The organism is Mycobacterium persicum, from assembly GCF_002086675.1.
Taxonomy (GTDB): domain Bacteria; phylum Actinomycetota; class Actinomycetes; order Mycobacteriales; family Mycobacteriaceae; genus Mycobacterium; species Mycobacterium persicum.
Genome location: NZ_MVIF01000001.1, coordinates 66,191 through 89,273 on the forward strand (window position 1 = coordinate 66,191; position 23,083 = coordinate 89,273).

At 68.6% G+C, this 23,083-nt stretch carries 22 protein-coding genes; 3 read left to right on the forward strand and 19 right to left on the reverse strand.

Going from position 1 to position 23,083, the window contains the following annotated elements:
* Window positions 1–78: 78 nt before the first annotated feature.
* The 10 genes from tsaD to glmS form a co-directional block, all read right to left on the reverse strand.
* Window positions 79–1,113 (reverse strand): tRNA (adenosine(37)-N6)-threonylcarbamoyltransferase complex transferase subunit TsaD, encoded by a 1,035-nt coding sequence (tsaD, locus tag BST40_RS00275; RefSeq protein WP_083153092.1) that lies wholly within the window; start codon window positions 1,111–1,113, stop codon window positions 79–81.
* On the reverse strand, window positions 1,110–1,580 hold the full coding sequence (gene rimI, locus BST40_RS00280; protein WP_075547109.1) for a ribosomal protein S18-alanine N-acetyltransferase: 471 nt from the start codon (window positions 1,578–1,580) through the stop codon (window positions 1,110–1,112). Before rimI ends, tsaD begins: the two co-directional genes overlap by 4 nt.
* Window positions 1,577–2,200: a tRNA (adenosine(37)-N6)-threonylcarbamoyltransferase complex dimerization subunit type 1 TsaB gene (gene tsaB / locus BST40_RS00285; RefSeq protein ID WP_083153094.1), complete on the reverse strand. Its 624-nt coding sequence runs from the start codon at window positions 2,198–2,200 to the stop codon at window positions 1,577–1,579. The genes rimI and tsaB overlap by 4 nt, the downstream gene beginning before the upstream one ends.
* On the reverse strand, window positions 2,197–2,652 hold the full coding sequence (gene tsaE, locus BST40_RS00290; protein WP_075547107.1) for a tRNA (adenosine(37)-N6)-threonylcarbamoyltransferase complex ATPase subunit type 1 TsaE: 456 nt from the start codon (window positions 2,650–2,652) through the stop codon (window positions 2,197–2,199). Before tsaE ends, tsaB begins: the two co-directional genes overlap by 4 nt.
* Window positions 2,645–3,703: an alpha/beta fold hydrolase gene (locus BST40_RS00295; RefSeq protein ID WP_425270685.1), complete on the reverse strand. Its 1,059-nt coding sequence runs from the start codon at window positions 3,701–3,703 to the stop codon at window positions 2,645–2,647. Before BST40_RS00295 ends, tsaE begins: the two co-directional genes overlap by 8 nt.
* Before the next feature lie 59 nt (window positions 3,704–3,762).
* A complete protein-coding gene (alr, locus tag BST40_RS00300; protein ID WP_083153097.1) occupies window positions 3,763–4,923 on the reverse strand; it encodes an alanine racemase in 1,161 nt (386 codons plus the stop codon).
* A gap of 187 nt (window positions 4,924–5,110) precedes the next feature.
* Entirely contained in the window at window positions 5,111–6,493 is a 1,383-nt protein-coding gene (gad, locus tag BST40_RS00305; RefSeq protein ID WP_089024955.1) for a glutamate decarboxylase, read from the reverse strand.
* A gap of 27 nt (window positions 6,494–6,520) precedes the next feature.
* Window positions 6,521–7,942: an NAD(P)H-hydrate dehydratase gene (locus BST40_RS00310; protein ID WP_083153167.1), complete on the reverse strand. Its 1,422-nt coding sequence runs from the start codon at window positions 7,940–7,942 to the stop codon at window positions 6,521–6,523.
* A 30-nt stretch (window positions 7,943–7,972) separates the two neighbouring features.
* A complete protein-coding gene (locus tag BST40_RS00315; RefSeq protein ID WP_075547104.1) occupies window positions 7,973–8,698 on the reverse strand; it encodes a rhomboid-like protein in 726 nt (241 codons plus the stop codon).
* A gap of 55 nt (window positions 8,699–8,753) precedes the next feature.
* Window positions 8,754–10,622, reverse strand: a complete 1,869-nt coding sequence (gene glmS / locus BST40_RS00320) for a glutamine--fructose-6-phosphate transaminase (isomerizing) (protein ID WP_083153099.1) — start codon at window positions 10,620–10,622, stop codon at window positions 8,754–8,756.
* 99 nt (window positions 10,623–10,721) lie between these two features.
* Here glmS and BST40_RS00325 point away from each other — a divergent pair, with 99 nt between their 5' ends.
* Genes BST40_RS00325 through BST40_RS00335 form a run of 3 tightly spaced genes read left to right on the forward strand, consistent with a single transcriptional unit; the run spans window position 10,722 to window position 13,028 of the window.
* Entirely contained in the window at window positions 10,722–11,561 is an 840-nt protein-coding gene (locus tag BST40_RS00325) for a dienelactone hydrolase family protein (protein WP_075547102.1), read from the forward strand.
* Window positions 11,562–11,604: 43 nt separating this feature from the next.
* Window positions 11,605–11,958 (forward strand): nuclear transport factor 2 family protein, encoded by a 354-nt coding sequence (locus tag BST40_RS00330; RefSeq protein ID WP_083153100.1) that lies wholly within the window; start codon window positions 11,605–11,607, stop codon window positions 11,956–11,958.
* A gap of 26 nt (window positions 11,959–11,984) precedes the next feature.
* On the forward strand, window positions 11,985–13,028 hold the full coding sequence (locus tag BST40_RS00335) for an LLM class F420-dependent oxidoreductase (protein WP_075547175.1): 1,044 nt from the start codon (window positions 11,985–11,987) through the stop codon (window positions 13,026–13,028).
* Window positions 13,029–13,033: 5 nt separating this feature from the next.
* Here the strand turns inward: BST40_RS00335 and BST40_RS00340 are convergent, their stop codons facing one another.
* From BST40_RS00340 to eccCb, 9 genes are all read right to left on the reverse strand, one after another.
* Window positions 13,034–14,401, reverse strand: coding sequence for a hypothetical protein (locus tag BST40_RS00340; protein WP_075547101.1), 1,368 nt, complete (start codon window positions 14,399–14,401; stop codon window positions 13,034–13,036).
* 2 nt (window positions 14,402–14,403) lie between these two features.
* On the reverse strand, window positions 14,404–14,742 hold the full coding sequence (locus BST40_RS00345) for a hypothetical protein (protein WP_075547174.1): 339 nt from the start codon (window positions 14,740–14,742) through the stop codon (window positions 14,404–14,406).
* 43 nt (window positions 14,743–14,785) lie between these two features.
* Window positions 14,786–16,123 (reverse strand): phosphoglucosamine mutase, encoded by a 1,338-nt coding sequence (gene glmM, locus BST40_RS00350; protein WP_075547100.1) that lies wholly within the window; start codon window positions 16,121–16,123, stop codon window positions 14,786–14,788.
* A 138-nt stretch (window positions 16,124–16,261) separates the two neighbouring features.
* The gene (gene rpsI / locus BST40_RS00355; protein WP_075547099.1) at window positions 16,262–16,714 is read right to left on the reverse strand and encodes a 30S ribosomal protein S9; all 453 of its coding nucleotides are present in this window, start codon (window positions 16,712–16,714) and stop codon (window positions 16,262–16,264) included.
* Window positions 16,711–17,154 carry a 50S ribosomal protein L13 gene (rplM, locus tag BST40_RS00360; protein WP_023371098.1) on the reverse strand — a complete coding sequence of 148 codons (444 nt, stop codon included), beginning with the start codon at window positions 17,152–17,154 and terminating at the stop codon, window positions 16,711–16,713. The genes rpsI and rplM overlap by 4 nt, the downstream gene beginning before the upstream one ends.
* A gap of 252 nt (window positions 17,155–17,406) precedes the next feature.
* On the reverse strand, window positions 17,407–17,709 hold the full coding sequence (locus BST40_RS00365; protein ID WP_075547098.1) for a WXG100 family type VII secretion target: 303 nt from the start codon (window positions 17,707–17,709) through the stop codon (window positions 17,407–17,409).
* A gap of 21 nt (window positions 17,710–17,730) precedes the next feature.
* The gene (locus BST40_RS00370) at window positions 17,731–18,045 is read right to left on the reverse strand and encodes a WXG100 family type VII secretion target (RefSeq protein WP_255245940.1); all 315 of its coding nucleotides are present in this window, start codon (window positions 18,043–18,045) and stop codon (window positions 17,731–17,733) included.
* 87 nt (window positions 18,046–18,132) lie between these two features.
* Complete coding sequence (locus BST40_RS00375) at window positions 18,133–19,362, reverse strand: type VII secretion-associated protein (protein WP_075547172.1); 1,230 nt, start codon at window positions 19,360–19,362, stop codon at window positions 18,133–18,135.
* Entirely contained in the window at window positions 19,359–22,976 is a 3,618-nt protein-coding gene (eccCb, locus tag BST40_RS00380; protein WP_083153102.1) for a type VII secretion protein EccCb, read from the reverse strand. Before eccCb ends, BST40_RS00375 begins: the two co-directional genes overlap by 4 nt.
* Window positions 22,977–23,083: the final 107 nt, after the last annotated feature.

The following is a 23,083-nucleotide window of genomic DNA, read 5'->3' on the forward strand; positions in this document are numbered from 1 at the left end:
GCGGCCGACACCGAGATTGCCGCCATGGTTGTGGTCCGCTCACCAACCACAGCCATGACGGCAATTTCGCGCAAAGGGCTAGCTTACCTGCCCTGTTACCACGGGCAGGCCGGGATCGGTGGCTGCATCCAGCGGTGACGGCGGCGCCCCCGCGACAACCAGGTGCGCCGCGAACGCGGCGATCATGGCGCCGTTGTCGGTGCACAGCCGGGGCCTGGGGATACGCAGACTCAGCCCCGCCTCGGCGCAGCGCTGGGTGGCCAGCTCGCGCAGCCGGGAGTTGGCGGCCACCCCGCCCGCGATCAGCAGGGTCGACACCCCCAGGTCGGTGGCCGCGCGCACCGCCTTCTTGGTCAACACGTCCGCGACGGCCTCCTGGAATCCGGCGGCGACGTCGGCGGGCCGGAAGTCCGGATGGCTTTCCAGGTGGCGGGCTACCGCGGTCTTGAGCCCGGAGAAGCTGAACGCGTAGCGATCATCGGCCGGCCCGGTCATGCCGCGCGGGAACACGGGGATCTCCGCGGCCTCGCGGCCGCAGGTGCGGGCCAGGTCGTCAAGCACCTTGCCGCCCGGATAACCCAGGCCCAGCAGCCGTGCCACCTTGTCGTAGGCCTCACCGGCGGCGTCGTCGACGGTGCTGCCCAGCTCGACGATCGGTTCACCGAGCGACCGCACCTGCAGCAGGTGGGTGTGCCCGCCCGACACCAGCAGCGCCACGCACTCGGGCAGCGGGCCGTGTTCGTAGACGTCGGCGGCCAGATGCCCGCCCAGGTGGTTGACGGCGTAGAACGGCACTCCCCACGCCGCCGCATAGGCTTTGGCCGCGGCCACCCCCACCAACAGCGCACCGGCCAGGCCCGGGCCGATGGTGGTGGCGATGATGTCCGGTCGTTTCACACCGGCCGCCACCAGTGCCCGACGCATCGCGGGACCAAGCGCTTCCAGGTGTGCCCGGGAGGCAATCTCGGGGACCACCCCGCCGAAGCGCACGTGCTCGTCGACGCTGGAGGCCACCTCGTCGGCCAGCAATGTCACCGTGCCGTCAGCGTCTAGCCGCGCGATGCCGACTCCCGTTTCGTCGCACGAGGTTTCGATGGCCAGCACGATAGTCATTCGCGCGCCTCCCGTCGCATCGTGTAGGCGTCGGCGCCGCTGACCCGGTAGTAGCGCCGGCGCAGGCCGATCTGCTCGAATCCCACGCTGCGATACAGCGCGAGGGCGGCCTCGTTGTCGGTGCGGACCTCCAGGTATACGACGCCGCCATCGGCGAAATCGAGCAGGTCGTTGAGCAGCCGGCGGCCGATGCCCTGTCGCTGGTAGGCCGGATCCACCCCGATGGTGTGCACCTCGTACTCGTAGGGCGGGATGCGACCCAACCGGGAAATGCCGGCATAGCCGACCAGGGCGTCGCCGCAGCGCGCACCTACATAGTGGTTGCGCGCACTGGCCAGTTCCCGTTCGAACGCCACCGCCGGCCACGGGTCGTCGCCGTCGAACAGCTGCGCTTCCAGATCGGCGCATCGCCCGGCATCGGCGGGGGTCAGCGCACCAAGGATGACGGGTTCGGTGTGGGCAGTCATGCGCCGGCCGCCAACGGTTTGGCATCCGGGCGTCGCAGATACAGCGGCATCAGCGGCGGCGGGTCGTCGCTCCATTCGCGCACCGCGCCGACCAGCCCGGCCGGCGTAGGGTACACCGGCTCGCACCGTGGCAGGCCGAACAACGACGCGTGCTCGGGCGAGCCCGCGACCGCGCGGGCCGGTCCCGGATCGACGTCGGCCGGGGCGTTGACGGCCGGCCCGACGGTGCGGACCCCGTCGCGGTACCGAGCCCAGTACACCTCGCGCCGGCGTGCGTCGGTGACGACCAGCGTGTCACCGGTGGTGTGGCCGCCGATGGCGTCCAGGCTGCACACGCCGTACACCGGGATCTGCAGCGCGTGCCCGTAGGCCGCGGCCGTCGCCATCCCGACCCGCAGCCCGGTAAAGGGTCCGGGCCCGCAGCCGACCACCACGGCGTCCAGGTCGGTCATGCTCAGCCCCCCGTCGGCAAGTGCGGACAGCACGTTAGGTGTCAACCGTTCGGCGTGTGCTCGGGCGTCGACGGTGACCCGCTGCGCCACCGTGACAAAGCCATCGAGGCGCACCACGCCCGCGGTCACGGCCGGGGTCGCGGTGTCGATGGCAAGGACGACGCTCATGAACACACCCACTGCCAGGTCGCGATCCGCACGTCGGAATGGCTGACTCGCTCCAACCGGACGTCGAGGTGGCGCTGCGAAAGGCGTTCGGCCAGGCCCTCACCCCACTCGACCACCACCACCGCGTCGTCGAGTTCGGTGTCGAGGTCCAGGGAGTCGAGTTCGCCGAGCAGAGCGGCACCGGGCCGGTCCAGCAAGCGGTACAGGTCGACATGAATCATCGCCGGACGGCCGGGGCGGCGCGCCGGGTGTACCCGCGCCAGCACGTAGGTTGGCGAGGTGACCGGACCTTCGACATCCAAGGTTGCGGCAATTCCCTTGGCCAGCACGGTCTTTCCAGCGCCCAGCGGACCGGACAGCACCACAACGTCGCCGGCCCGCAGCTGCTCACCCAACCGGGCTCCCAGGGCGACGGTGTCCTCGACACGCTCCAGCTTCTGCTGCTCAGCCACGGCGTCTCAACTGTTCTCGCAGTTGCCGGTACCGCAACGTCATTGCACCCGGAGTGGCCCGGTCGACCAGCCGAATCAATCCCTCGTTGATGGCGTCGGGCTTCTCCAGCAGCGCCAGATGACTTGCCCCGCTGACGATGACCAGTTCCGACCGCGGCAGCGAAGCCGCCATCTTCTTCGAGTATTCGTCCGGGGTGAGCAGGTCGTGGTCGCCGCAGGCGATCAGGGTCGGGACCTTCAGCAACGTCCACAGCCCGGCGGTTTCGTCGTGGACTTCCAGGGCCTGCAGGAACTCCACCAGGGTGGCGATCGGGGTGTCGTTCATCATCCGCTGCGAGAACGCGTCCAGGCTCCGGCTGACCTGCAGGTCACTGAAGGACGCGGCGCGCAGGATCGGGGCGATCAGCGACCGGGACACGGTACGGCCCCGGTGTACCAGCTTCGGCGCGGAGCGCGCGGTGAACCGCACGGCTTCCAACGCCGGGTTCTTCAGGAACTCGCCGAGCGGTGAGCGCGTCACCCCTTCGGCGGCCGAGGAGATCACCGCTGCCCCCACGATCCGTCGCCGGCGTCCATAGTGCTCGGGAAACTGGCGGGCATGCGACAACACCGTCATGCCGCCCATGGAATGACCGACCAGCACAGTCGGCCCGCGCGGCGCGGTGGCCCGCAGCACCGTTTCCAGGTCCTGGCCCAGCTGGGTCAGTGTGTAGGTCTCGGGTGCGGCTTCGCCGGACTGGCCGTGCCCACGCTGGTCATAGAAGACCATGCGCACCCGCGAGCCCCAGTGTTCGCCCAGCCGCATCCGCTGAAAGTGGAAGGCGCCCATGCGGAGGCAAAACCCGTGTGCGAACACCACGGTCACCGGGGCGTCGATCGGCCCGGCCTCGCGCACCGCCAGCTGCACCCCGTCGGGGGTGGTCACCACGTGGCCGCGCTCGCTGTCCAGCCGCTCGAAATCCTCGTCGGCGTAAGGGTCTTCGACGACGCCGCTGCGTTCGGCCAGCGACCGGCGGGCAGCGGCTCCGACGATCGTGGCGACCGCGGTCAGCCCGGCGCCTCCCGCAAGCCAGGCTCTACCCTGGTAACTCTTATGGGATTCGTTGGGATTCAACGGTTTTCGGCCTCGCGATAGGTCCTGGTGATCCGCCCGCGCGGGCTGGTGACCACTTCGTAGTGGATGGTGCCGACCAGATCGGCCCAGTCCTGTGCGGTGGGCTCGCCGCGGGTGCCAGGCCCGAACAGAATGGCCTCGTCGCCTTCGGCCACGTCGATCCGGCCGGGGCCGAGGTCGACGACGAACTGGTCCATGCAGATCCGGCCGACCCCAGGTCGGCGGCGGCCGTTGATCAGTACCTCCAGACGGCCGCCCAGCGAGCGGAACACGCCGTCGGCGTAGCCGATCGGCAGCAGCGCCACCGTGGTGTCCCGCGGCGCGATCCAGGTGTGCCCGTACGACACGCCTTCTCCCGCGGGAACCGATTTGACTAGGGCTACAGCGCATTTCACGGTCATCGCCGGCACCAGGCCCATCTCGCCCAGCTCCGGAACCGGGCTCAAGCCGTACACCGCGATGCCCGGCCGCACCAGATCGAGGGTCAGGTCAGGACGGGCCATGGTCGCCGACGAATTCGACAGGTGCGCCACTTCGAACCCGACGCCCTGTTCGCGGGCGTATGCCAGCATGCCCCGGAATCGTTGGGCCTGAACGTCGTTGATGGGCTGTTGCGGTGCGTCGGCATATACCAGGTGCGACATCAGCCCCCGCAGCCGGATCGCATTTTCGGCGACGGCCTGACGCAACCTGGCCAGCATGTCCGGGTACAGCGCCGGCGCCACGCCGTTGCGGTTCAGCCCGGTGTCGACCTTGACGGTCACCGTCGCCGTCTTGCCGGTACGGGCCGCCGCATCCAGCAGTTCGTCGAGTTGACGTGCCGACGAGACCGCGATTTCGACGTCGGCAATCAGCGCAGGCCCGAAATCGATGCCGGGCGGATGTAACCAGGCCAGCACCGGCGCGGTGATGCCGTCGGCGCGCAGCGCCAGCGCCTCGTCGACGGTGGCGACACCGAGTTCGGCCGCCCCCGCCGCCAGCGCCGCCCGGGCAACCCTGGTCGCGCCGTGGCCGTAGCCATCAGCCTTGACGACGGCCATGATCTGTGCGTTCCCGGCGTGTTCGCGCAACACCCGCACGTTGTGTTCGACGGCGCCCAGGTCGACCACGGCCTCGGCCAGGACGCCCGGTGTCCGGGATATCGGCGTAACGGCCAACGAAGTCGTGCTCCCACTCGTCTGGATGTCGGGTTCGCAGCCATTCTCCCAGAACGGGAAAACTACGCGGCGTTGGTCACATGGGTCACACCCGTCTCTACGTTGGCAGGCACAACGCGCACCGTCCCCGGCAGAGGCCAGTGTGACGGATGTGACATGACGCCGCCCGCCTCCCAACGGGTCGGCGCTAGTGCGCGAAGTGTTGGGCGTCGTAATGCCCGCCGGGCTTGAGCTTGTCCAGCGTCCGCACCGCGGTAGAGATGTCGTCATGCAATGCCCGGGCCAGGTCGGCGGACAGCCCTTCCCGCACCACAATGCGAAGTACGGAGATGTCAGTGGCGTTGTCCGGCATGGTGTAGGCCGGCACCTGCCATCCGCATGTCCGCAACTCGTGCGAGAGGTCGAACTCGGTGTAACCGCGGTCCCCAGCGAGCCGGAAGGCGACCACCGGAATCGCCGAACCGTCCGAGATCAACTCGCAATGCTCGGCGCACTCCAGCTGCTCGCCGAGCCACCGCGCCGTCTGCGACAGCGCCTGCATGATCTTGGTGTAACCCTCGCGGCCCAGCCGCAGGAAGTTGTAATACTGGCCGACGACCTGGTTGCCCGGACGCGAGAAGTTCAGTGTGAACGTCGGCATGTCGCCGCCGAGGTAATTGACCCGGAACACCAAGTCCTCCGGCAGGTACTCGGGACCGCGCCACACCACGAACCCGACGCCGGGATAGGTCAACCCGTACTTGTGGCCGCTGACGTTGATCGACACGACCCGCGGCAGCCGGAAGTCCCACTGCAGGTCGGGGTGCAGGAACGGCACCACGAAGCCGCCGCTGGCGGCGTCGACGTGCACCGGGACGTCGACACCGCCACCCGCCGCCACTGCGTCCAGCGCCGCGCAGATCTCGGCAACCGGCTCCAGCTCACCCGTATAGGTGGTGCCCAAAATCGCCACCACACCGATGGTGTCCTCGTCGACGGCATCGATGACCTGCTCGGGTGTAATGACGTAGCGCCCTTTTTCCATCGGCAGATAACGGGGTTCGACGTCGAAGTAACGGCAGAACTTCTCCCACACCACCTGCACGTTGGAACCCATCACCAGGTTGGGTGTGCGACCCTTCCAGTCCTTGGTCTTTTCCCGCCAACGCCACTTCATGGCCAGCCCACCCAGCATTACCGCCTCACTGGAGCCGATCGTCGACACCCCGGTGGCGCTGCCCGGGTCGTCGTCGCGCAGCCCCTCGGCGTGGAAGAGGTCGGCGACCATCGATACGCAGCGCGACTCGATGGCCGCGGTCGCCGGGTATTCGTCTTTGTCGATCATGTTCTTGTCGAACGTCTCGGCCATCAGCTGCCCGGCCTCGGGGTCCATCCAGGTGGTGACAAAGGTGGCCAGGTTCAGCCGCGAACTGCCGTCGAGCATGAGTTCGTCGTGGATGAACTGGTAGGCGGCTTCCGGATCCATCGATTCCTCGGGCAGCCGCAGTGCCGGGACGGGAGCGGTGAACATCCGCCCGGTGTAGGCCGGAGCAATCGAGTGCGTGGGCACGGACGGGTCGCTGGGGGGCACGGCGGGTCCTTTCGTTGTGACAGCGCTTTACAGAGCGGCCAGGGCGGCCCTGATGTGGTGCAAGATTCGCGACGCCGACGTCGGCGCGCCGCCCGGCCCTGGATCAATGGCCGACAGCCCGGCCGCCCGGGCATGCACGAAGGCCGCTGCCGCGGCCGCCTCGGCCGGTGCAAGCCCTGAGGCCAGCAGGGCACCGATCATCCCGGACAGCACGTCACCGGAACCGGCGGTTGCCGCCCACGATTGTCCGGCCGGGCTCAGGTACACCGGGCCGCCTGGATCGGCGATAACGGTGACGTTCCCCTTGAGCAGCACGGTGGCGCCGAAGTTGTCGGCGAGCCTGCGGCAGGCGCCGACCCGATCGGGGCCCGGCGGTGCGCCGGCCAGCCTGGCGAATTCCCCGGCATGCGGCGTCAGCACCGTCGGCGCCCGGCGATTGACCGCCAACTCCGGGTGGGCCGCCAGCATGGTCAGCCCGTCGGCGTCGACCAGGACGGGCAGGTCGGTTTCCAGCGCGAACCACAACGCGGCGGCTCCGGCGTTATCGGTACCCAGTCCCGGCCCGGCGACCCAGGCCTGCACCCGTCCGGCCGCCGCCGGGGTGGGCGACGCGATCACCTCCGGCCAGTGGGAGAGCACCTCGGCGTGGGCGCTGCCGGCGTAGCGGACCATCCCCGAGGTGGCCGCAACCGCTGCACCGGTGCACAGCACCGCCGCGCCCGGATACGTCGAGGACCCGGCCAGGACGCCGGTGACGCCCTGGGTGTACTTGTCGTCGTCGGGGCCGGGCACCGGCCAGCGCGCGAGTACGTCGGCGGCCTGAAACCCCCGCAGATCGGTGTCGGGCAGCTCGAGCCCGATATCGACGAGCGCGACGCGACCGCAATCGGCCAGCGCGTGGACCGGTTTGAGGCCACCGAAGGTGACGGTCAGCGCGGCGCGCACCGCGGGGCCGGTGATCGCCCCGGTCGCGACGTCGATGCCGCTGGGGATGTCGACGGCGGCCACCGGGATCCCGGCGTCGTGCACGGCGCCGAACACCTCGGCCGCCGCGGGCCGCAGCGGCCCCGAGCCGGAGATGCCCACCACCCCGTCGATAACGAGATCGGTTGCGGCAGAAACCGTTTCGACGATGCGACCGCCGGCTTTGGTGAACGCTGCCAGCGCCTTACGGTGGGTGCGTTCCGGGTTGAGCAGCACCGCGCGGGCCGACGCGCCGCGGCGGCGCAGGAAGGTGGCTGCCCACAGCGCGTCGCCGCCGTTGTCGCCGGATCCGACGACCGCGCACACCCGGCGGCCGGCGACCCCGCCGGTGCGGTCGCTCAGTTCCCGGATGATCTCGGTGGTCAGTCCGTAGGCCGCCCGCCGCATCAGCGCGCCGTCGGGCAGGCTGGCCAACAGCGGTGCTTCGGCGTCCCGGATCTGGTCTGCAGAGTAGTAATGCCGCATCGGTGTCAGCATTCCATGCGTGCGAGTGGCTTAGACGGTATGGGGGGCCGGCGCCTCCTGCGAGCCTCGCTTGCGGAAAATCTCTTTGAGCCTCGCCGGATTCCACGCCGGCCGGTGGCGTTCTCGAGCCATCGGATAGAAAGCCAGGCCGATCAGGATGGCCGTGAAGTGTCCGATCGCGGTGAAGTCCAGTTCGGTCTTGTCCATGGTGATCAGCGGGAAACCGAAGATGACGAACAGCACGCCCAGGTAGCCCCACCGCCAGGGCTTGGCGATGTGGTAGGTCAGCACGGCCATCACCCCCACCAGGAAGTAGCTGACCCCGATATCGCGCGCCTGCACCAGACGTTCGGATGCGTCACGCATTTGGATCGCGAAATAGAGCAAACCTTCGCTGAAATAAGTAGCGCCGATGTGAGCGGTCAGTCCTACTGTGAGCCAACGTAACTGGCCAAGCCAATGCTCGGCGGGAGCCAGAAACAGCGTGAACAGCAAAAGGTAGGGCTCCAGGTTCCGGCCGTCGATCCACAACAGGCTGGAGAACAGCACCTCCAGCGGATCTCGCCCCAGGTGCCTAATGTTGGTCGACCGGTGCAGCAGGACGGTGTGCAACTGCCGCCCGGTGAGCTGGTTCTGGATGATCGTCGTGATCGCCAGTACCAACAGCCAGGTGTACGTCAATGGCGCGCTGCTGACGAAATGCCACACCGCAAGCGCCCAGCTGCGCACTCGCGCCGATACCGATACATTCGTCACGCGTCAACTTTTGCATGCCCGGCGTTGCCGCGTGAAGGGTCGGGCCGTGCGTCCGCTACTCCACGGTGACGGACTTGGCCAGGTTACGCGGCTTGTCCACGTCGTAACCCCGCGCCTGGGCGACCGCGGCGGCGAACACCTGAAGCGGGATGGTCGACAGCAGCGGTTGCAAAAGCGTTGACACCGCGGGGATTTCGATCAGGTGATCGGCGTAGGGACGGACGGTTTCGTCGCCCTCCTCGGCGATCACGATGGTCACCGCGCCGCGGGTCTGGATTTCGCGGATATTGGACAGCAGCTTTGCGTGCAGTGTGGCCGAGCCCTTGGGCGAAGGCATGATGACGATCACCGGCAGGTCGTCTTCGATCAGTGCGATCGGACCGTGCTTGAGCTCGCCCGCCGCGAAACCCTCGGCGTGCATGTAGGCCAGTTCCTTGAGTTTGAGCGCGCCTTCCAGCGCCACCGGGTAGCCGACATGGCGACCCAGGAACAGCACCGTCGACGACTGCGCGAACCGGTAGGCCAGGTCGGCCACCGGCTTGACTCCGGAGATGACCCGGGCCACCAGGTCGGGCATCGCTTCCAGCTCGCGGTACTCGCGCTCGACCTCGTCGGGGTATTTGGTGCCGCGGGCCTGCGCCAAGGCCAGACCGAGCAGGTAATTGGCGGCGACCTGCGCCAGGAACGTCTTGGTGGAGGCGACGCCGATCTCCGGGCCCGCGCGGGTGTACAACACCGCGTCGCACTCCCGTGGGATCTGGGAGCCGTTGGTGTTGCAGATGGCCAGCACCTTGGCCTTCTGCTCCTTGGCGTGGCGGACCGCTTCCAGCGTGTCGGCGGTTTCCCCGGACTGCGAGACCGCCACGACCAGCGTGCTGCGGTCCAAAACCGGGTCACGGTACCGGAATTCGCTGGCCAGCTCCACTTCCACCGGCAGTCGCGTCCAGTGCTCGATGGCGTATTTGGCGAGTAGCCCGGAGTGATATGCCGTGCCGCAGGCGACCACGAACACCTTGTCGATATCGCGCAGTTCCTGATCACTCAAGCGTTGTTCGTCGAGCACGATCCGGTTGCCGACGAAATGCCCCAGCAGCGTGTCGGCCACCGCGGTGGGCTGTTCGGCGATCTCTTTGAGCATGAAGTACTCGTAGCCGCCCTTTTCGGCGGCGGCCAGGTCCCAGTCGATATGAAACTCTCTCGCATTCGCATCATCCGGGTTGCCGTCGAAGTCGGTGATCCGGTAGCCGTCCGCGGTGATCACCACCGCCTGGTCCTGGCCGAGTTCGACCGCATGGCGGGTGTGTTCGATGAACGCGGCCACGTCGGAGCCGACGAACATCTCGCCGTCGCCGATGCCGACCACCAACGGAGTCGAGCGGCGGGCAGCGACGATGGTGCCGGGATCGTCGGCGTTGGCGAAGACCAGGGTGAAATGGCCCTCCAGTCGGCGCAGCACGGACAGCACGGAGGCAACGAAATCGCCGGCCGTGTCGCCCTGGTGATACGCCCGCGACACCAGGTGCACCGCGACCTCGGTATCGGTGTCGCTGGCAAACTCCACGCCGGCCGTCTCCAGCTCCTGGCGCAGCATGGCGAAGTTCTCGATGATGCCGTTGTGGACGACGGCGATCCTGCCGGCCGCGTCGCGGTGCGGGTGCGCGTTGCGGTCGGTAGGACGACCGTGGGTTGCCCAGCGGGTGTGACCCAAACCGGTGGTGCCGGTCAGCTCGGACGGCGCCATGTCGGCCACCGCCGCCTCCAGGTTGGCCAGCCGGCCGGCACGGCGGCGCACTGTGAGCTTGCCCTCACCGTCGACCACGGCCATGCCCGAGGAGTCGTAGCCGCGGTACTCCATCCGGCGCAGCGCGTCCAGGACGACCTCGCAGGCAGGACGCTGTCCCACGTAGCCGACAATTCCGCACATAGCAGACCAGGGTAGTGCAGCCGCCGCCGAGACGGCGCGATCCCGACGACGCAGTCGGACCACTGGACCCATCCTCAGCGTCACCGCTAACGTCGACGGGTGGCCCGCACCCGCAAGCTCTTCGCCGCCCTCAGCCGCCGTGGTCCCCACCGCGTCCTGCGCGGTGACCTCGCCTTTGCCGGCCTACCGGGGATGGTGTACACCCCCGAAGCCGGACTCAACCTGCCCGGCATCGCCTTCGGCCACGACTGGCTGACCTCCGCCACCCGCTACTCGGGCCTGCTGGAACACCTCGCGTCATGGGGCATCGTGGCCGGAGCTCCCGATACCCAACGGGGCTTGGCGCCGTCGGTGCTGAACCTGGCCTTCGACCTGGGTGTTGCGCTCGACATCGTGGCGGGAGTGCGGCTGGGTCCCGGCAAGATCAGCGTGCACCCCGCCAAGCTGGGGCTGGTGGGACACGGCTTCGGCGGCTCGGCCGCGGTGTTCGCGGCGGCCGGCATGCCCGCCAAGCCGGCAGCCGTGGCGGCGATCTTTCCGACAGTGACCGCTCCCCCGCCGCAGCGGCCCGCAGCGACACTGAAAGTCCCGGGCCTGATCATCAGCGCACCAGGAGATCCCAAGACGTTGACGTCCAATGCCCTGGAGCTGTCGCAGGTCTGGGACGCGGCCACGCTGCGCATCGTCAGCAAAGCCAAGGCCGGCGGCCTGGTCGAGGGCAGGCGGTTGACGAAGGTGGTCGGGCTGGCCGGCGCGGACCGCAGGACGCAGCGATGCGTTCGGGCGCTGCTCACCGGATATCTGCTGTACACCCTCGGCGGGGACAAGGCATATCGCGAGTTCGCCGATCCCGATGCGCAGCTGCCCAAGACGGACGCGCTGGATCCGGAGGCTCCGCCGGTGACCCCCGAAGAGAAAATCGTCACGCTCTTGAAGTAGCCCGCGCTGCGGTCTGCTGACAGCCAGAATCGGGTAGTTCTCCATGGTGCCCACTGTGCAAGTGCTCTACGACCGCTGGATTACCGAACTCTGGGCCGGTCGCCGGATTGGCGCCGAAATAGTGGCCGAAGACTTCGTGGGCCATTGGCCCGGGCGCGACATCCATGGACCCGCCGAGCTAGAGCAGATCATCGATGACACACGAACCAGGTTCGCGGACTTGACCTTTGCTGTCGAAATCGGCCCGCTGTGCGACGGTGACTGGGTCGCCGGCCGCTGGGTGGGCGCTGGCCACGGTCCGGACGGTCCCGTGGCGTTCACCGGCAACGACATCGTGCGTCTCAGCGCCGACCGGCAACGGTTCGCGGAGTATTGGGCGGGTACCTCGACGGGCTGATCCCGGCGCCGTGGTAAGTGTCGTTGATGCGAATCGGCATCGCCCTGGACTACTCGGGCGGCTTTCACGAAGCCGTCGACCGCGTCGTCGAACTGGAGAAGTCCGGCATTGACATCGCAGTGGTGGCTGAGGCGTATTCCTTCGACGCCGTCAGCCACCTGGGGTATCTGGCGGCCAGGACAACCCGCGTGGAATTGGCCTCCGGGATACTTCCGATCTATACCCGCACCCCGTCACTGCTGGCGATGACCGCCGCCGGCCTGGACTTCGTGTCCGACGGCCGCTTCCACCTCGGAATCGGCACCTCCGGACCGCAAGTGATCGAGGGCTTCCATGGCGTCGAATTCGACGCCCCGATAGGCCGTACCCGCGAGGTGGTGGAAATCTGCCGGCGGATCTGGCGCCGCGAGCGGCTGCACTACGCGGGCAAGCACTACCAGATCCCGCTACCGGCCGATCGCGGAACGGGTTTGGGTAAGGCCCTGCAGCTGATCAACCATCCTGTGCGGGAACGCATTCCGATATCGATTGCCGCGCTGGGACCGAAGAACGTCGAACTAACCGCGGAGATCGCCGAAGGCTGGCAGCCGGTGTTCTTCTATCCGGAGAAGGCTCGCGGGGTCTGGGGAGAAGCGCTGGCTGCCGGTGCCGCCAACCGAGATCCCGCGATAGGCCCGCTGGACGTGATGGTCGGCACCGCGCTGGCAATCGGGGAAGATGTCGAGGAGCGGTTGGGCTGGACCAAACCGCAATTGGCCCTCTATATCGGCGGCATGGGCGCCAAGGGCCGCAACTTCTACCACAGCCTGGCCACCCGGTACGGCTTCGGGGCGGCCGCAGACCGGATCCAGGAGCTGTATCTGGCCGGCCGCAAACAAGAGGCGATCGATGCGGTTCCCGACGAACTGGTGCGCGGGATCTCGCTGGTCGGGCCGCGGGGCCACGTCGCCGAACGACTGGCCGCCTTCGCCGACGCCGGTGTCACCACGCTGATGGTCAGACCGGTGACCGGCGACTCCGGTGAAGCGATGCGCTATGTCGAGGAACTGCTACGCCTGCGTCCCCCCTGACCCGCTCACTGCCCGGCCTTCGGAAGCTCGTCCGCGGCGATCTCGCAGGGGGTCGACCCATTCGTGGCCGGCTGCGGTGGAGACCCGTGCACCGGAGCCGACGCAGGCGGTGCTCCGCTGGGCGGCGGTTCAGTCACCGGCGGCCCGGCAGCCGGCGGTTCGGCGCCGGACGGCAGTCGGGCGACCGGTGCCAATGCAGCGGCGGCGTCGGTCCCCGTGGCAGCCCGCGGCTCGCCGGCTTCTTTAGCTGCGGCCACAGTTTCCGCCTCGTCAGCTCCGGCGTCGTCGGCGACATCGCCACCGAGGGGATCGTCGGGCACGGCCGGACTCTGCGAAACCAACGGGTCGGCAAGCGGTCCGGTCGCCGTCCCCAGCAGGTCCGCCATCGCGTCGACAATTCGGCCGGCGAGCTCACCCAGGCCGCCGGCTCCCCCGAATCCGCCCGAGCCGTCGAGCGGAGCCGGGGCACCATCGCCCATCGCGGCTCCCAGTCCCGACGGCGTCGGCGCGGTGGTCGGGGCTGCGGGGGTCGCCGGCGCAACCGCCGTCTGAGCCGGCGCCGGGTCCGAGGGCGCGGTATCCTGCACGCCCGCCGCGGGTATGGCTGCCGCCCTCGGCGTGGTCGGCCACGAGGACCGGCCGGGGCGCCAGTCGGGGCGCCAGTCGGGGCGCCAGTCGGGGCCAAGGTCGCCGGCAATCTCAAAGCACGCCCGCGGCGCGGCGGCCAGCCGGTCGGTGACCATGTCGTAGGACGCCGCCACCCCGGCCAGAGTCGAACGCATGGCAGTCAGCCAGTCGCCGCGAATATCGTTGTCTACGTACGGCATTACCTGGCCGCGAAGCACTTCCTCGGCACCAGACCGGTCTCCCGCTCCCGCCAGCACCGTACCGGCCGCGGCCGACCACAGCGGCCGCGGCACGAGCGTGCGATCGTCGATGGCGATGGCCGTCGCCACCTTGGAGTCGATCAGCTGCCACAGGTTGTCGCGCAGCGACTCGCAGCGCTGCGCGGCCGCGCGCACCTCGGTGGCCAGTGCGGTTGCGCCCTCGCAATGCCGCTGCAGAAAGCCGACGGCGGCGTCGGCTCCGGATCCCGTCCATGCGGCCGCCAGCTCGAGCACCTGCGCACGCTGGATCCGCAGCGCTTCGCTGATCGCCGTACCCGCAGCCCGCAGCTGGGCGCAGTCGGAGTCCAGCGCGTGCAGGTCGAGTCCCTCTTCGCTGCCGTACCAGTCGCTGAACTGGGCGGGACGTGCTGTCAGGTCCGGATGGTGGTAGCCAAGGCGCTGGCAGGCCAGCAGGTAGGTCGCGGTTCGCTCGACCGCGGCCCGGCCTTCCGCGAGGCGTTCGGCGACGTCCAGCCGATCGGCCACGATCAGGCGATCCGGCCGGCGGCGAACAGATCGGCATCGGCATAGCGCTGGGCGCCGGTCCGCAGCGCGACCGCGATCTCGGCGGCGGCACGAGACCATAGCGACAACTCGGCGGCCAGCCGGTCCAGCACCGTACGCAACGCCTCACCGCGCTGCGTGTGCGCCCGACCGGCGCTGGAGCCGCCAAAAGCCAACCGGGACAAAAGGTTTACTGCTGCGTCGTCGACAAGCTCGGCTGCGGCGTCGATCTTGTCAGCGACCGCGAGCACCGCCGTCACGTCGATAGCGGTGCCGGCTTCACTAGCGCTGCCGGCGCAGTTTTTCCCATGATCGAGTCTCATGCTTGGTTCGACGCCGGATACGGCGCCCGGGTTCCGCCGAAATTCAGCGCGCGGCGCTGACCGCATCGGCGACGCTGGCCGCCAACCGCCGAGCGACGTCCTCGTCGGCCGCCTCCACCATGACGCGAATCATCGGCTCGGTTCCAGAGGGACGCAACAGGATCCGGCCCGTGTCGCCCAGCTCGGCCGCAGCCCGGTCGACGGCCGTCTGGACCGACGGCGCCGCGGCGGCGGTGACCTTGTCGGCAACCTCGACATTGATCAGTACCTGTGGCAACGTCTGCATTGCCGATGCCAAGGAGGCTAGCGACGAGCCGGTCTGCACCATGCGGGTCATCAGCCGCAGCCCGGTGACGATCCCGTCTCCGGTCGATCCCAGCGCCGGCATCACGATATGGCCGGATTGCTCACCGCCCAGGCTGTAGTCGCCGGCGCGCAATTCCTCGAGGACATAACGGTCACCGACTGCGGTGGTGCGCACCGTGACACCCGCGGCGCGCATGGCCAGATGCAGGCCGAGGTTGCTCATCACTGTGGTCACCAGCGTGTCGGCGGTCAATTCGCCGGCTTCCCGCATGGCCAGTGCCAGCACCACCATGATGGCGTCGCCGTCGACGAGCTCACCATTGGCGTCGACGGCCAGGCAGCGGTCGGCATCTCCGTCGTGCGCCAGACCCAGGTCGGCACGATGCGCAATGACGGCCGCTCGTAGACAATCCAAGTCCGTCGATCCGCAGGCGTCGTTGATGTTGACGCCGTTGGGCTCAGCGTTGATCGCGATGACCCTGGCCCCGGCGGCCCGATACGCGCGCGGCGCCACCGCCGACGCGGCGCCGTGAGCACAATCGACCACCACGGTGAGACCGTCAAGCGGCGTGGTGCTGGCCTTGCTCACCTGACGCAGGTAACGTTCCGCCGCATCCTCGGCGTCGACGACGCGGCCGATTCCCGCGCCGACCGGACGCAACCCGGGACCGGAGGCGACCAGGTTCTCGATCTGGTCTTCGGTCACGTCGTCGAGTTTCTGGCCGCCGGCGCCGAAGATCTTGATGCCGTTGTCGGGCATCGGGTTGTGCGACGCCGAGATCATCACCCCGAAGTCGGCGTCGTAGGCGCCCGTCAGGTAGGCCACCGCCGGTGTCGGAAGCACCCCGACCCGCAGTGCGTCCACACCCTGGCTGGTCAGCCCGGCGATCACAGCGGCCTCCAGCATTTCGCCGCTGGCCCGCGGATCACGGCCGACCACGGCAACCCGCCGGCCCGGTCCACCCGAGCTCGCCAGGTGCCGCGCGGCGGCGGCGCCCAGCGCCAGGGCCAACTCTGCGGTCAGCTCGCGGTTGGCGACCCCGCGCACACCGTCGGTGCCAAATAGTCGACCCATGCGGACAAACCTCTCACAGTTGACGTCCTGCACCCAAAGGTGCCCACTTCTTTGTCGCCGAAACCGTGCCCACGGATGCGCCGACACGCCGCACACGATGCATAAAAAGCACGGTTGCGGCCCGAAAGTGATGTTCGATCAGCGCTTGCTGTACTGAGGCGCCTTGCGGGCCTTCTTCAGCCCGTACTTCTTGCGTTCGGTGGCGCGCGGGTCGCGGGTGAGGAACCCGGCCTTCTTCAGCGGGGGCCGGTCCTCCGGGTTGGCCAGGATCAACGCGCGGGCTATGCCCAGGCGCAACGCCCCCGCTTGGCCTGACGGGCCGCCGCCGTTGAGGTGGGCGAAGATGTCGTAGCTTTCCACCCGATCGACCGTGACCAGCGGAGCCTTGATGAGCTGCTGGTGCACCTTGTTGGGGAAGTAGTCCTCCAGGGTGCGGCCGTTGAGGTCGAACTTGCCGGTGCCGGGCACCAGACGCACCCGTACCACGGCTTCCTTACGGCGCCCGACGGTCTGGATGGGCCGTTCGAACACGAACGCCTCGTGCCGGACTGGCTGGCTCTCGACGGCGGGAGCCTCGCTGATTTCGGTCACTGCGCCACCTGCTTGATCTCGAACGGAACCGGCTGCTGCGCGGTGTGGGGATGCTCCGGCCCGGCGTAGACGCGCAGCTTTCGCTGGATCTCACGGCTCAGCTTGTTCTTGGGCAGCATCCCCACAATCGCCTTTTCCACCACACGATCCGGGTGCTTTTGCATCAGCTCGCCGATGGTGCGCTTGCGCAGGCCGCCGGGATATCCCGAGTGGCGGTAAGCCATTTTGTGGCGCAGTTTGTCGCCGCTGATGGCGACCTTGTCGGCGTTGACGATGATGACGAAGTCGCCACCGTCGACATTGGGCGCGAACGTCGGCTTGTGCTTGCCACGCAGCAGGTTGGCCGCTGCGACGGCAAGGCGGCCAAGCACCACGTCCGTGGCGTCGATGACATACCACGACCTCGTGGTGTCACCCGCCTTGGGCGCGTATGTAGGCACAGCGCTTACCACACTTTCTCTCGGGCGGATCCCGGTGCGAGCCGGGTGCCGGTCAAGCGTTCACGGTTGGGGTAGTTCTCGACGACCGACATTGACCCGAGGCCCCGGCGTACCGCACGCCAACGGAGCAGCTTACCGACGGCCATCCCCGCAGGTCAAAATCGCGGCAGGTGATGACCGCCGCAGGTCAACATCACTGTGCGGTCCCGACGGCTCTCCTCCGCCGGGACCGCACAGAGCTTGAGGCGTCGCCTAGCGCGCCCACACACCGGCTGCCCGGCGGTCGGCGTGCGCCACCTCCTCGGCGCCGTCGCGGACGGCATTTCCCAAGCCGACCAGGATCTCGTTGAGGGCGCTGGCCGCCTGATGCCACCTGAGTTGTTCGAGTTGGTATGCGGCCGCCGCTTCCCTCGTCCAGAGTTGCTGCAACGGCGCGATGTGGGATCTCAGCTCCTCGAGCGCGGCGTTGAAACGCGCCGAGGTGGTGTGGATCTCCTGACGAACGCCGTATTCGATGGCGTCGAAGTTGTACGACAAGGCGGGGTCTGTGGTCATCTCGGATGCTGGTCCTGTCGATCACAAAGTTCCGCCGGCGGCGGCGATATGGTGGGCATGGTTTTGACCGGCCTCATGCAGCATGGCCTCGTTGTGCCGGATGGCTTCGGCGATCGTATGCAGCGCGTGGTACAGCCGCGTCGACTCGGCGTTCCAGCGATCCACCACGTCTTTGAATCGCGCGGCCGCCATCCCGCCCCACGTCGACGCCGGCACGCTGCTCATCCGGCCGATGAATGCCTGAAGCATCGCCCGGATTTCCTCGTTGCGCGCGTCCGTCGTGGCCGCGACCGACCGCATCAGGTCGAAATCGGCATTCAGTGCGTTCGGGCTCACCTTTTTCCTCTCCAGTTGCTCCCCAGTTGTTCACCACCTAGTACGACTACGGGCGACGCCATTCGGTTCCGTCCAAATTTCCCCGGCTCAGCCGACCGCATGCGCCGACCGCACGGCACGTTCGCAAACGTCGCGGACGGCGTCCTGCGCACCGGGCCGGCTCTGGCATCCGATGCTGATCCGGACGCCGCCGTCGAGCAACACCGCCCACCACACGTCATGTCCGGCGCGCGCCTCGCGGTAGGTCACCGCGGGCCGGCCGGCGCTCACGCCGGACGGGTTGAAGTCGACGAATACACCGGCTGGTTCGGCATCGACGGCCCGTCGCAATCGTTCGACGGTCTGCGTCAGCGTTTCCCCGGGCACCTGCGATTGGGTGATGTGCAACGCCACCTCGGGATCTGTCGGCGACGTGAGCTGTAGTCGAGCCGAACCCGGCCCGCCGATCACTCGCTGCGTAGGCCAGCCGGCGGGAACAGTGAGCGCGACGCGGCCCTCCACCAGAAACGTCGTCGACACCACCGGCACCGCCGTCGCACCCTGATGCGCCGTTGCGGCTACCACCAGCACCGTCAGGGCGACGCCGGCGGCCGCTAGCCCCGCGAACCTGCCGGCGCGGGCGCCACGCTGCACACCCGGGGATCCACTCGAGAACCCCGTCGGCTTCTCCGTCGCGTCCTTCGCCAGCCGCGACAGTCGAGCATCGTCGACCTCGGCGACGGCTTGGCGCGCCCGCAACACACCCGCGATCGCCGTCGCGAGCGCAGCCGCTCCCGCGACAGTGCCCGGCACGTCGATGACCACCGCGGCCCCGGTGCCCCGGGTTATGCCGGCGACAACCCCGGCGACCTCGTCGGCCTCCACCCGAGCCTTCGCCAAGCGCGGCACGGCGGTCATCACGTCGGAGCCGACGACCACCACCAACCGATCCGCGATCTCCACCACGACGGCTTCCGCGGCGGCCCCAGCGGCGGCCCCTACGGCGGCTCGGGTGAGCAACCACGACCGCGGCCGCACCACGACGTCACCGGCAGCCACCGCTCGGGCCGCCCTGGTGACCACAGCTACCCGCGCCACCGGCCACCACGACGGATGCACGACGACCATGCCGTCGCCGTGGTCGCGCGCCAGTCTGCGCAACGTAGCCGACCAGAGCGCCGAGACGGCGACCGGCCGCCCACCGACCAGCGCAACCGGGTCGTCGATCGCATTCAGGGCAGCCGCGCGCACCTCGGTGTCGTCAAAAACGCCTGCGCCACAACATAGTCGGCGGATGGCGCCGGGGCCCGCCTCGATCACCACGGGATGCGTGCTCATGGCGGCGGACTCCACGCCACCTGAACCCGCCGCTCGTCACCGGTGCAGGTGATCAGGACGCCGCGGCCCGCGGGCAACGGTCCCGGGCGGCTCGAGCCGAACAACGCGCCTTCCTCCGCACGTCCGCTCATCATCAGCGCCATGCAGCCGAAGTCACGCAGACCCGCCAGCAGCGGCTCGAACATGGCTCGCGCGACTCCGGCGCTGCGCCGCGCGATCACCAGGTGCAGTCCGAGATCCGTTGCAAACGGCAGGTATTCGAGCACGGCCAGCAGTGGGTTACCCACGGTTGTGGCGACCAGGTCGTAGTCGTCGACCACCAGAAAGATGTCCGGTCCGGTCCACCAGGACCTGGTACGCAACTGCGCCTGACTGACCTCGGCGGGCGGCATTCGTTGCTGCAGCAGCGATACGACGCCCGGCAGCATTGCATCCAGTGCGGGCGCCGACATGGCATAGCCGCCGAGGTGTTCCGACTCGACAACACCGAGCAGGGCGCGCCGGTAGTCGACGATGAAGAGTCGGGCCTGGGCAGGGGTTCTGGCCCGGCCGATCTCCCGGCACAGCAGACGGAGCGTGGCCGACTTCCCGCACTCGTTGTCGCCGAAAACCACCAGATGGGATTGCTGTTCGAAATCGATTGCAGCGGGCTGCAGTTCGCGCTCATCCAGACCGAGCAGGATATGCTGGCCGGCTGCGGGGCGCAGGACCCTGTCGTAGTCCACCCGCGCGGGCAACAACGGTATCGGCGGCGCGACCGCGTCACCGCCGTGCTGACCCAGATCGACTACGTTCGGCCCGGGCAGGGCGACCATCATGTGAGAACCGTCGGGCGCGAGCCCGCGTCCGGGCCGGTCGCGGGGCACCTGCCGCGCCTGCCTGCGGTCCACTTCTGATTCGGCGGGCTCGCCGAGTCGCAGCTCGATCCGGGTGCCGGTCTGGTCTTTGAGCGACGGCCTGATCTCCGCCCATCGCGACGCCGACACCATCACGTGAATCCCGAATGAAAGGCCCTGTGCCGCAAGCGCGGTGATGGGCTCCTCCAGTTCGCCGAATTCGTGGCGCACCGTTGCCCAGCCGTCGACCACCAGAAACACATCGGCGGGCCGGCCGCAGCTCCCGCCGTGCCCGCATGCCGACGACTCCCGCGACCGCAGCACCGACTCCAGTTCGGCGACGATGCGCCGGACCAACTCCGGCTCCGAGCGTCCGGCAACCGCCCCCACATGCGGCAGATCGCGGATCGCGGCCAGAACACCGCCGCCGAAGTCCAGGCAGTAGAACTGGACGCGGCCCGCATCGTGGGTGGCCGCGAGTGCGGTGATCAACGTGCACAAGGCGGTCGACTTGCCCGATCGGGTCGCCCCCACGACCGCGACATGGCCTGCGGCCGCGGACAAGTCGACAGTCAGCGGCGAGCGGGACTGGTGAAACGGCCGGTCCACGAACCCGATCGGCACCATCAGTTCGCGCCGCGCATCGTCGGCCAATAGGGCATCCAGCGCCGGTGCCTCCTGAAGCGGCGGCAACCAGACTTGGTGTGCGGGTGGACCGTGACCGGCCAATCGGTCCAACACCGCACGAAACACGCTGCGCGCGGGCTTAGCACTGCCCTCGGCGGCGCCCGTGACCGCCCCGGCATGCTCCGATGTGAACAGCCGCACCTCCTGCGGCAGGGCCGATCGAGCCGCAGCCGCGGGCCGCGGCAGCGGTCCCGAAACGAACGCGGTCTGAAACCGGGTCAGCTCGCCGGTCGCCGTGCGCAGCCACCCGGCGCCCGGAGTGTTGGGCAGCTCGTAGGCGTCGAGTGTCCCCAAGACGGCCCGCGAGTCACCGGCGGACAACGTCTTCAGGCATACCCGGTAGGAAAGGTGGGCTTCCAGTCCACGCAGCCTGCCCTCGTCGAGCCGTTGACTGGCGAGCAGCAGATGCATCCCCAGCGAGCGTCCGAGCCGGCCGATCGCGACGAATACCTCGGCGAAATCGGGGTGCTGGCGCAGCAATTCGGAGAACTCGTCGACGATGATGAACAGCGTCGGCAGGGCGGCCAGTCGAGCACCGCCGCGGCGCGCATTCTCGTAGGCGGCCACACTGACAAAGTTGCCGGCCGTCCGCAGCAGCTGTTGCCGGCGGTTCATCTCGCCGGCCAGGGCCTCTTGCATCCGGGCGACCAGCGGCGCCTCGTCGGCAAGATTGGTGATGACCGCGGCCACGTGCGGCGACCGGGCCAGGTCGAGAAATGTTGCGCCGCCCTTGAAATCGATCAGCAGCAAATTGAGCGCCTCGGGGCAGTTGCGCGCCATCATGCCCAGCGCGACGGTGCGCAACAGTTCCGACTTTCCCGACCCGGTGGCACCGACACAGAGGCCATGCGGCCCCATACCGTTTTCGGCGGGTTCCTTGATGTCCAGTTCGACGGGCGTGCCGTCGGTCCCGGTTCCAATCGGCGCGCGGAGCCGGTCTCCGACGTTCCGGTTGCGCCACCGGGCAGCCGGGTCGAAGGCATCGACCTCACCAATGCCGACCAGGTTGGCCCACTCTGAGCCGACGGCATTGCTGTCCGCCCGGCCGCCGGCCCGGTACCCCGCCAGCAGCCGCGCGCAGACGAGCGCGTCGACGGGCCCCATCCAGTCGGCGCGCGCCGGTGTCTCGACCTCGCCGCCACGCCGGATCACCACGGCCGAACCGCCACCGCAGCGGCCGACCGCGAGGATCTTCGCGCCGGCGGGGAAGGCGCCGGCGGGTTCGTCGGTGTCGACGATCACCACGGTCGGCAGCGCCGCACCGCTAAGCGAGGCGTGCGCCGCCGCCCACGTGGCATACACCATCCGAGCCGAGCCCAGCGCATCGACACAACGTTGGTGTTGGTTGTGCGGCAACCACTTCAGCCAGTCCCAGTGCCGGCGATTCCGGTCGCTGGCCACCGCTGCGATGGCCACCTGATCCGGCGGGTGCAGCACCGCGACTTGACAGACCATTGCGCGGATCAGCCCACGCACCCGGGCCGCGTCGCCCTCGATGGTGACTGCATCGCGTAACGAGATCGCCAGAGGTGCGTCGGTTAGCGTCGAATGCGCACGCAGAAAACGGCGCAGCGCGGTCACGGTGACCGGATCGGCTGGCTGCCCGGCCGGCAGCTGCGGAGCCACCAAACGGGTTGCCAGCGGCCGGGTTCCACGGCCGACACGCACGCGGCAGAAGTCGGCATCGGCCGGGCGACGTTCCCACATCCGCGGTCCACCGACCACGGTGAACAACATATCGGGCTCGGGATGCGTCCAATTCAGTGAGCAATGCTGTGCCACAGCGATTTCAGTGACCGTTGCGCGCAGGCCAGTCAGGTATCGGAGGTAGTCCAGGCGCTCGTCGTCCAGGCCGCTATCGCGGCCGCGACCGAGGCCGCTTATCGCGGTGACGACCAGCGACGCCACCGTCATCGCCGGGAACGCCAGAAACGCGGGGCTGCGGGCTGCCGACGATCCCGAAAGGAAAGCCGCTGCCGTTATGCCGAGCATCACCACCGATATCGCCAGCGGCGCAACGCGTACCAGCAGACCCGGTGATGCGGATCGCCGGACCTCCGGTGGTGCGGCGACCACCACTTCGGCTGACACAGTGCGACGACGCTAGGCAGCGCCGCGACCGGCCGCAAGTCAGCTGTGCACAGCCGAAAACGACTCCGGGGCAATCCGGTTAAAGTCCGTTGGACCGAACCTGAGAG

Coding starts and splice junctions, on each gene's coding strand:
- BST40_RS00310 (WP_083153167.1), bottom strand. CDS start 7,942: ATGCGGCATTACTACTCTGCAGACCAGATCCGGGACGCCGAAGCACCG.
- BST40_RS00375 (WP_075547172.1), bottom strand. CDS start 19,362: ATGAGCACGCATCCCGTGGTGATCGAGGCGGGCCCCGGCGCCATCCGC.
- BST40_RS00335 (WP_075547175.1), top strand. CDS start 11,985: ATGCGAATCGGCATCGCCCTGGACTACTCGGGCGGCTTTCACGAAGCC.
- glmS (WP_083153099.1), bottom strand. CDS start 10,622: ATGTGCGGAATTGTCGGCTACGTGGGACAGCGTCCTGCCTGCGAGGTC.
- BST40_RS00330 (WP_083153100.1), top strand. CDS start 11,605: ATGGTGCCCACTGTGCAAGTGCTCTACGACCGCTGGATTACCGAACTC.
- glmM (WP_075547100.1), bottom strand. CDS start 16,123: ATGGGTCGACTATTTGGCACCGACGGTGTGCGCGGGGTCGCCAACCGC.
- BST40_RS00365 (WP_075547098.1), bottom strand. CDS start 17,709: ATGACCACAGACCCCGCCTTGTCGTACAACTTCGACGCCATCGAATAC.
- tsaD (WP_083153092.1), bottom strand. CDS start 1,113: ATGACTATCGTGCTGGCCATCGAAACCTCGTGCGACGAAACGGGAGTC.
- BST40_RS00345 (WP_075547174.1), bottom strand. CDS start 14,742: ATGAGACTCGATCATGGGAAAAACTGCGCCGGCAGCGCTAGTGAAGCC.
- tsaB (WP_083153094.1), bottom strand. CDS start 2,200: ATGAGCGTCGTCCTTGCCATCGACACCGCGACCCCGGCCGTGACCGCG.
- rimI (WP_075547109.1), bottom strand. CDS start 1,580: ATGACTGCCCACACCGAACCCGTCATCCTTGGTGCGCTGACCCCCGCC.